The organism is Thermaurantiacus sp. (assembly GCF_053487655.1).
Window position 1 is genome coordinate 1 of record NZ_JBRCLD010000039.1, and the last position, 9,111, is coordinate 9,111.

The 9,111-nt window shown below is 66.3% G+C and carries 8 protein-coding genes; 3 read left to right on the forward strand and 5 right to left on the reverse strand.

Translation table 11 applies throughout. From position 1 onward, the window contains the following. From ACWIQA_RS03985 to glmM, 5 genes are all read right to left on the reverse strand, one after another. Positions 1-1,731: TonB-dependent receptor (locus ACWIQA_RS03985; protein WP_448581779.1), on the reverse strand; the 1,731-nt coding region annotated here is incomplete at its 3' end. Between the two features lie 73 nt (positions 1,732-1,804). Continuing rightward, a complete protein-coding gene (locus ACWIQA_RS03990; protein WP_448581780.1) occupies positions 1,805-2,863 on the reverse strand; it encodes a DNA methyltransferase in 1,059 nt (352 codons plus the stop codon). 177 nt (positions 2,864-3,040) lie between these two features. Continuing rightward, on the reverse strand, positions 3,041-3,604 hold the full coding sequence (locus tag ACWIQA_RS03995; RefSeq protein WP_448581773.1) for a ribonuclease HII: 564 nt from the start codon (positions 3,602-3,604) through the stop codon (positions 3,041-3,043). Further along, complete coding sequence (thiD, locus tag ACWIQA_RS04000) at positions 3,601-4,398, reverse strand: bifunctional hydroxymethylpyrimidine kinase/phosphomethylpyrimidine kinase (protein ID WP_448581774.1); 798 nt, start codon at positions 4,396-4,398, stop codon at positions 3,601-3,603. Before thiD ends, ACWIQA_RS03995 begins: the two co-directional genes overlap by 4 nt. Before the next feature lie 2 nt (positions 4,399-4,400). After that, a complete protein-coding gene (gene glmM / locus ACWIQA_RS04005) occupies positions 4,401-5,738 on the reverse strand; it encodes a phosphoglucosamine mutase (RefSeq protein WP_448581775.1) in 1,338 nt (445 codons plus the stop codon). A 66-nt stretch (positions 5,739-5,804) separates the two neighbouring features. Here glmM and ACWIQA_RS04010 point away from each other — a divergent pair, with 66 nt between their 5' ends. The 3 genes from ACWIQA_RS04010 to ACWIQA_RS04020 all read left to right on the forward strand — a co-directional run. Further along, positions 5,805-6,554: a sulfite exporter TauE/SafE family protein gene (locus ACWIQA_RS04010; protein WP_448581776.1), complete on the forward strand. Its 750-nt coding sequence runs from the start codon at positions 5,805-5,807 to the stop codon at positions 6,552-6,554. A 47-nt stretch (positions 6,555-6,601) separates the two neighbouring features. Continuing rightward, positions 6,602-8,317, forward strand: coding sequence for a dihydroxy-acid dehydratase (gene ilvD, locus ACWIQA_RS04015; RefSeq protein WP_448581777.1), 1,716 nt, complete (start codon positions 6,602-6,604; stop codon positions 8,315-8,317). A gap of 176 nt (positions 8,318-8,493) precedes the next feature. After that, the coding region (locus ACWIQA_RS04020; protein WP_448581778.1) for a PEPxxWA-CTERM sorting domain-containing protein at positions 8,494-9,111 on the forward strand (618 nt) is incomplete at its 3' end.

Sequence of the window (9,111 nt, forward strand, 5' to 3'; positions counted from 1 at the left end):
TACCCAGTCGAGCAGGAACGTGCCCCGGACCTCGCTCGAGCCCCAGCGCACGAGGCGAAGATCCGTGTCAAGCTCGATGCCCGTGAAGCGGGCCTTGTCTTGCGTGTAGAGGAAGACTGGGAGCTCATCCTCCTCCTCGCCCGTCGGCAGGAGGTAGATGAAATTGACAAAGCGGCTATGGTAGCCGGCGACGTCGATGCGCCAGCCCTCGCCGCGGCCGCGCAGCGTGCCCTCAATCCCCTGGGAGCGCTCCTTGCGCAGGTCGGGATCGCCGAGCTCGAAAGCCTGGGTTGCAAAATGCGGGCCATTCGAGAGCAGCTCTTCGGCAGCCGGAGCACGCTCGGCATGGGTGTAAGAGAGACCAGCGCGCACCCCCCGCCCAAGTGCGAGCGAAGCGCCAACCGATGCCGAGACCGCGTTGAAGCCACGATCGAAATCGACCACATCCGAGCGCACGTCGGTGCGCTCGAAGCGGGCCGACACTTCCGCCTTGAAGAGGGCAAGATCAAACTCCTGCAGGGTGAACAGGCCGAACTGGCTGGAGCGGTTCTCAGGAATATAGGCCTCCTCGCCTTCGGCATCGAGCCTGCGCGAGAGGAACTGGAAGCCACTCGCACCCTTCCAGCCCTCCTTCTCGCGCTGGACGGCCTCAAGGCGGAGCTCGCCACCCTTCGAGGCAAAGGTGGTGCCGATTTCGCCATCCTCTTCAAGCTCATCGTGAACATAGTCGGCATAGCCTGCGCGCAAGCGCAGCCGGTCGAGGAAGCCGTCGCCGAGGGCAGCATCGAGCCGGAGGTCGACCCGGGTCTGGCGCATGTCGAGGCGGATGTCGCCATGCTCCTCCCCATGCGCCTCCCCATGCTCCTCCTCATGGTCGTGAGGGAGTTCGAGGCGGTTGGGCACACCATAGCGGTTCTCAATCCTCGTCGCGGCAACGCCGACCGAGCTGTCGCCGCCGAAGAACCAGGTTGCGCCACCCGAGACGTCGAAGCCGCGCGCTGCCGTGTTGTCGAGCTTGCCAGTCAGGTTGACCTCGTCGGGGTCGAGACCGGCGGCAAGCGCTTCCTCACGCAGCGCACGCGAATAGACGAACCCACCGACCCGCTGGTCACGCGCATCAAGGAAGCTGCCAGTCGCATTGACGACAAAGTTCGGCAGGACCGCGACATCGACGCTGCCAGCGATCTGGCCCTCGCGCGCCGCCGTGGCATAACCGGCCTGGGCATCAAGGTGGACCCGGCCTTCTGGAATGCCGCGCGGGATTCGCCGGTCGTAGAGGTTGACAACCCCGCCGATGGCCGAGGAGCCATAGAGCAAAACTTCGGGCCCGCGCACCACCTCGATTCGGTCAGCAGCGAATGGCGAGAGGGCGACCGCATGGTCGACGCTGGTGTTCGAGACGTCAAAGCTGCCGATTCCGTCGGTCAGCACCCGCACGCGCTCACCCTGCAGCCCGCGCAAGACCGGGCGCGAAGCATTGGGGCCAAAGAAGGTGGACGACACGCCCGGCAGGCGCGCCAGAGTCTCGCCAATTGTCGAGCGCGTCTCGCGGGCAAGCGCGTCCGCCGAAAGCACGGAGACACCCGACAGCACGAAGAAGGCCTCGCGCGGGTAGGGCGCCGTCACGACGATCTCGGGGTTGGGGTCCATGTGGGTGTCGCGGCCTGGCGTATCCTCAGCCAGCGCCGGGCTCGCCACAAGGGCGGTGGTCGCAACAAACAGAGTCCGCATCACATTCTCCGGAAGGGCAATCGCCCTCGGGTTAGATGTGATGTTGTATCAAGGCAAGACTCTTGGCGTCTGCTCACCCCGGAGCGGCCGCACGCAGCTCTGCCCGCAGCGCATCAATAGGCACCAGCCGGCCACGCTCTTCCACATGCCAGAAGGTCCATCCGTTGCACGAAGGGAGGCCCTGCACGGCAGCACCCACTTGGTGGATCGAGCCACTGCGCCCACCGTCCAGCACAAGGCTGCCATCCGCCCGGACCCGGGCGTGGATCCGGCGCCGCGGGCAGGTCAGCATGGAACCCGGCTTCAGCCGCCCAGTCTCCACCAGCGCGCCGAAGGGGATCCGGCGGGCAGCGCGAGCCTCCGCAGTCACTTCAAGGTCGGCTGCAGCAAGCGGAGTGACGGCTGCAATCCGGGCACGGGCGAGATCGGCATAGCCTGGCTCGCGTTCGATCCCGATGAAGCGGCGGCAGAGCCGCTTGGCAACAGCTCCGGTGGTGCCGGTTCCCAGAAAGGGGTCGAGGACCAGATCGCCCACGCGGCTGGTGGCGAGCAGAACGCGCTGCACCAGGGCTTCGGGCTTCTGTGTCGGGTGCGCCTTATGGCCAGCGCATTTCACCCGCTCGGCGCCAGTGCAAATCGGCAGCCACCAGTCCGAGCGCATCTGGACGCCCTCGTTCAAGGCCTTCATCGCCTGATAGGCGAAGTGGGGTCGCGACTCCTTTGACCGCGCTGCCCAAATCAAAGTCTCATGGGCATTGGTGAAGCGGGTGCCACGGAAATTGGGCATCGGGTTGGCCTTGCGCCAGATGACATCGTTCTGGATCCAGAAGCCAAGGTCCTGCATCGCCGCACCGACGCGGAAGATGTTGTGGTAAGTGCCAATGACCCACAGCGCTCCATCGGGCTTGAGCACCCGGCGCACCTCGCTGAGCCACGCCCGAGTGAACGAGTCATAGGCCGCAAAGCTTTCAAACCGGTCCCACGCCTCCGTTACGGCATCCACCTCGCTGCCATCGGGCCGATTGAGGTCGCCACCAAGCTGGAGATTGTAGGGCGGGTCAGCGAAGACGAGATCAACCGAGGCAGCAGCAAGCTTCGCCATCTCCGCCACGCAATCGCCGGTAATAATCATCAAAATCCCCTCGCTCGAAGCCGCGGCATGCAGGCTGCATGGGAAGGGAATCTCCGGTCAAGTCATGGAGTTGAGACGTTATCCCCAGGTCTGGACTCCGGATTGGTGAGTGCCACTATGGCTTGAGTCCCGGTGGCAAGAAGAACCTCTAGATATTGCGGCTGTGGCCGAAAGGACTCAGCGGCCAAGAAACCTCGCGACCGGTGCGAAGGACCGGCGATGCGCCGGCGAGGGGCCGTGCCGGGCGAGTGCGGCGAGGTGCGCGGGCGTGCCGTAGCCCTTGTGGGCGGAGAAGCCGTAGCGCGGATCCTTGGCACAAAGCTCAACCATCAGGGAATCGCGCGCCACCTTGGCGATAATCGAGGCCGCCGATATGGCCGGCTCGCGCGTGTCGCCGCCGACGATGGCCTCGACCGGGAAGGCAAGTGACGGCGCCCGGTTGCCATCGATGAGCACGAGGTCGGGCGGGCCGCAGGCGCGGGCAAGCGCATCGATAGCCCGGGCCATCGCGAGCATGGTCGCAGCAAGGATGTTGAGGCGGTCGATCTCCTCGACCGAGGCCGAGCCGAGCGCGACCTCGGCCGAGCTCCGGATCCGGGCGTCAAGCCGGAGCCGGGCCGCAGGGGACAGCGTCTTCGAGTCAGCAAGGCCGGGCACATGCGAACTGAGGCGCACCGCAGCCGCGACCACGGGCCCGGCAAGCGGCCCGCGCCCGACTTCATCGACTCCGAAGACCCTCATCCCGAGGCGAGAGTCCAACCATGCCCCAGCGGCCCGTGGCCAGCGCCAAGGCCAGGCGCATGGGCAAGTGCCCCTGCCACATAGGCGCGCGCTTCGGCCACGGCGCGCTCGAGCGGGAGGCCCTTCGCCAGCCCGGCTGCCACGGCGCTTGCAAGCGTGCAGCCAGTGCCATGGGTGTGGCGGGTTGCCATCCGAGGGGAGGCGAAGCGGCGGTTGCCCTCATGGCTGGCGAGCCAGTCCACCACCTCGTCGCCATCACCTGGAAGATGGCCACCCTTTGCAAGCACGGCCCGAGCGCCGCTCTCGAGCAGCTCCTGCGCTGCCAGCAGGAGGTCAGCTTCATCCTCGACTTGGGTTCCAGCGAGCGCCTCGAGTTCGGGAACATTGGGCGTTACGACGGCAGCCATCGGCAAAAGCCGCGCCGAAAGCAGGCCGACTGCCTCCGGCGCCAGCAGGAAAGCTCCGCCCTTGGCGACCATGACCGGATCGAGCACCACCGGGCCAGCAAAGTCCGCGAGGGCATCGGCGACAGCGTCGATGGTCGCATCATGACCGAGCATGCCGATCTTGACAGCATCGGCGCCGATGTCGGTGAGCACGGCGCGGACCTGCGCTGCAACGATGTCCGGTGGTACCAGATGAACGGCAGCAACGCCCAGGCTGTTCTGAACGGTGATGGCCGTCACCGCCGTTGCGGCGTAAGCGCCGAGCAGGGTTATGGTCTTGATGTCAGCTTGGATGCCCGCACCGCCGCCCGAGTCCGAGCCGGCGATGGCGAGCACGCGCGGGAGCATCTTCAGGCCGCAGCCCTGACCGCCTCACAGACATCCTCAACCACGCGGGCGACGAGGGCTTCGTCATCGGCTTCCGCCATCACACGGATGAGCGGCTCCGTGCCCGATGGGCGGACCACAAGGCGCCCGCGGGAGCCGAGCTCCGCCTCGACATGCGCGATTGTCGCCTTCACACGTGGATCCTCAAGCGGCTTGCCGCCAGCGAAGCGGACATTGCGCAACAGCTGCGGGACGGGAGTGAAGAGGTTCAAGACTTCGCTTGCCGGACGATTGCCAGCCACGAGAACAGCAAGAACCTGCAACGCTGCCACCAGGCCATCGCCGGTTGTTGCATGATCCGCGAGGATCACATGTCCCGACTGCTCGCCGCCCAGGTTGCAGCCGCGCGCGCGCATCTCGGCAAGCACATGGCGGTCGCCAACGGGGGTGCGCGCAAGCGCCAGCCCGAGCGATGCGCAATAGCGCTCAAGCCCCAGGTTGGACATGACAGTTGCGACCACAGCCCCGCCCTTCAGCCGGCCAGAGCGGACGAAGGAGCACGCGATCAAGGCGAGAATCTGGTCGCCATCGACAATCCGCCCCTGCTCGTCGACGAGAATAAGGCGATCAGCGTCGCCATCGAGCGCAATGCCAATCTGGGCGCCGCTGGCGACGACGGTTGCAGCCAGCTTCTCGGGGTGGGTCGAGCCACACTGGTCGTTGATGTTGAGGCCGTTGGGCTCAACACCCAGAGTGACGAGGTCCGCACCGAGCTCCCAAAGCGCCTCCGGGGCGACTCGATAGGCCGCGCCATGGGCGCAATCGAGCGCGACCTTCAGTCCATCGAGCCGGGCGCCGTCTGGAAAGCTCGCCTTGACGGCGTGGATGTAGCGGCCGCGGGCATCGTCAATTCGCCGCGCCCGGCCAACGCTTGCATCGCGGGCGCGGGGAACATCCGCCGCAATAAGCGCTTCAATGGCAGCTTCATCCGCGTCCGAGAGCTTGTAGCCATCGGGCCCGAACAGCTTGATCCCATTGTCGTAATAGGGGTTGTGGCTGGCCGAGATCATGACGCCCAGATCCGCGCGCATCTCGCGTGTGAGCATGGCAATCGCAGGTGTCGGCAAGGGGCCGACCTGCACCACGTCCATCCCGACCGAAGTGAAGCCCGCGGTCAGCGCCTGCTCGAGCATGTAGCCGGAAAGCCGCGTATCCTTGCCGATAAGCACGCGGTGACGATGGCTGCCTTTCAGAAAATGGGTGCCTGCTGCCTGGCCCACTTTCAGCGCCAGTTCGGGCGTGAGCTGCTCGCCATTGGCCAGCCCGCGGATCCCGTCAGTACCGAAATAGCGCTTCCCCATGCGGCTCTCCGTCTCTAGCGCAAGCACTCGTTAGACCCGGAAAGGCCAGGGCGGCAAGGTAGGCGGATGGACGGGGGCAGCGCAGCCGAAATCGGGATCCTCCTGGCAGCAGGCCTCTGGGCAGGGCTTCAGAATGCCCTGGCCGGCGGCGGCTCGTTCGTGACGCTTCCCGCCCTCATGCTGACTGGGCTTGATGCGCGGGTCGCAAACCTCACCTCCACCATTGCCCTCTTCCCTGGCCAGATCACGACCGCGCTTGCCAACCGGCAGCTGACTGGCCCGGTTGGAAACACGGGCTTTCGCCTCCTGCTCGCCATAAGCCTTGTGGGCGGCGTGCTTGGCGCCTGGCTGCTCCTTCAGACACCAACGGGGCTGTTCGCCGCCATGCTTCCCTGGCTGGTGCTGGCAGCAACGCTCCTCTTTGCCCGCGGCGCCTTCGGCCGGCCGCTCGCAGCAACGCATCTCGCGCGCGGGCCCTTGCTTGCTGCGCAGGCGCTCATCTCGGTCTATGGTGGTTATTTCGGTGGCGGGATCGGTTTTCTGATGCTGGCACTGTTCACCGTCGCCGGCGCCACGGTCAAGGCCGCACAAGCCAACAAGAATGCGCTTGCGGCAGCAATGAACCTCTCCGGCGCTGTCGTCTTTGCAGCTTCCGGCGAGGCCGTGTGGCAAGCCGCGCTCACGCTCGGGCTTGCCTCAATGGCAGGCGGCTATCTTGGTGCGCGCCTGATCGCGCATGTGCCCGACCGGGCCATAAAGCGGCTGGTGGTGGCGATTGGACTTGCGCTGTTCGCAGGGCTTCTCTGGCGGGGTTGACCGGGGCCGGCCGCACGCGCTTTGGCGACCTAGATTGGGAGAGACCGATGCCGTTCGACAAGTCCCGCCTGCCCAGCCGCCATGTCTCCGTCGGCCCCGCCAAGGCGCCGCACCGCAGCTACTATTATGCCATGGGGATGACGGCCGAAGAGATCATGCGCCCGTTTGTCGGAGTCGTCTCCGCCGGCAATGAGTCGGCACCCTGCAACACCGCGCTTGATGCCCAGGCCGATATCGCGCGCGAAGGCGTGATCGAAGCGGGCGGCACGCCGCGGCGGTTCAACACCATCACAGTCACCGACGGGATCGCCATGGGCCACCAGGGGATGAAGGCGAGCCTGGTCAGCCGCGAAGTCATCGCCGATTCGATCGAGCTTTCGGTGCGCGGCCACTGCTATGACGCCCTCGTCGGCTTTGCCGGCTGTGACAAATCCTTGCCAGGCATGATGATGGCGATGCTTCGCCTCAATGTGCCATCCGTCTTCGTCTACGGCGGCTCGATCCTGCCCGGCCGCTTCGAGGACCGCGACGTCACCGTCAAGGACGTCTTCGAGGCAGTCGGCGCCCATGCCGCCGGCGCTTGCCCACTCACACGCCTGGAAGCGCTCGAACGAGTCGCCTGCCCCGGCGATGGCGCCTGTGGCGGCCAATTCACTGCCAACACCATGGCCTGTGTGGCAGAAGCGATTGGCCTTTCGCTTCCCAATTCCAACATGGCGCCCGCCCCGCATGAAAGCCGCGCCGACATCGCCCGCGCTGCCGGCCGGGCAGTCATGGCCTGCCTTGCGCGCAACTTGCGCCCGCGTGACATTTGCACGCGCCAAGCCTTCGAGAATGCAGCGCGCGTGGTGGCAGCAACCGGCGGCTCAACCAACGCGGCCCTCCACCTCCCTGCCATGGCGCATGAGGCCGGCATTCGCTTCACCCTGCGCGATGTCGCCGAAATCTTCCGCACCACCCCCTGGATCGCCGATCTCCAGCCCGGTGGCCGCTACGTGGCAAAAGACATGCATCTGGCCGGCGGGGTCTATATGGTCATGAAGACGCTTCTCGACGCCGGGCTCCTCCACGGCGACTGCCTGACAGTCACCGGGCGCACGCTTGCCGAGAATCTCGCGGACATCCGCTGGAATCCAGCGCAGGACGTGATCCGCCCTGTTTCCAATCCGCTCTCGCCAACGGGTGGGGTCGTGGGGCTTTGGGGAAGCCTCGCGCCCGATGGCGCCATCGTGAAAGTGGCTGGCATGACGAACTTGCGGTTCGAAGGCCCGGCGCGCTGCTTCGACTGCGAGGAGGAGGCCTTCGCCGCCGTCGAGCAGCGCGCCTATCGCGAGGGCGAAGTACTCGTCATCCGCTACGAGGGGCCCAAGGGCGGGCCGGGCATGCGGGAGATGCTCTCGACAACCGCCGCCCTCTACGGCCAGGGCATGGGGGACCGGGTGGCGCTTGTGACCGACGGCCGCTTCTCCGGCGCGACGCGCGGCTTCTGCATCGGCCATGTCGGCCCCGAGGCGGCAGACGGCGGGCCGATCGCGCTTGTTGAGGATGGCGACATCATCCGGATCGACGCCGAGGCGGGCTCGATCGATCTTCTGGTGGACGAGGGCGTGCTCGCCGAGCGCCGCGCCCGCTGGCGCTCCCGCGCCCACGACTACCAGTCAGGCGCGCTTTGGCGCTATGCACGAACCGTCGGCCCGGCCCATCTCGGCGCCACCACCCACCCGGGCGCCGCGGCCGAGACCCACTGTTTCGCCGACATCTGACCAGCGACCCGCGCGCCCCTGTCAAATTTCTTGACATGCCCGTTTCCGGCCTGAAATCCCCACCACGGCATTTCAAGGTCTTGGAAGTGGCCTGAAAGTTGGCATGGTTCTTGCGGAAACAGGTCGGTGACGGAAGCCGCAGTCGGCGGCTGCCGTCGAACAGCGGAGGACCGGACATGCTGAGACTTGGACTTTGTGCACTCGCGCTCGCCAGCGCTTCGGGCGCGACGGCGGCCATCACCTGGACCGACTGGACGACAGCGGCGCCGTTGGGAGTCACCGGGACAATGGGACCGGTGTCGGTCGTCGGAACGGCGACTGCCGGCGGGTTCAATGTCGCGCAGACTGCCGGCGGCTTCGATTTCTGGCGCATGGGCGGCTTGGTCCCGTGGCCGGCCTATGACGGGGTGCCGAACTTGCCGCCCAACAACGACTTCGTGGGGCCCGACACCGGCTCCTACACCTTCACCTTCTCCTCGCCAGTGGTCGGCCTCCATGTCGCCATCATCAGCCTCGGCCAGCCGGCCGTCCAGACCGAATGGGCCTGGAGCCAGGCCTTCACCCTCATCGACCAGGGCCAGGGCTACTGGGGCAATGGCAGCTTCACCATCGCCGGCAACACCATCGGCGCCGGCGAGGCGCATGGCATCATCCGATTCAACGCTCCGGTCAGCAGCCTGACTCTGCGCTCGGTCAATGGCGAATTCTGGTCGGGCCTCACCTTCGGCTTCGAGTCGATCGTGCCCGAGCCCATGACCTGGGCGATGCTGATCGCGGGCTTCGGCCTCGTCGGC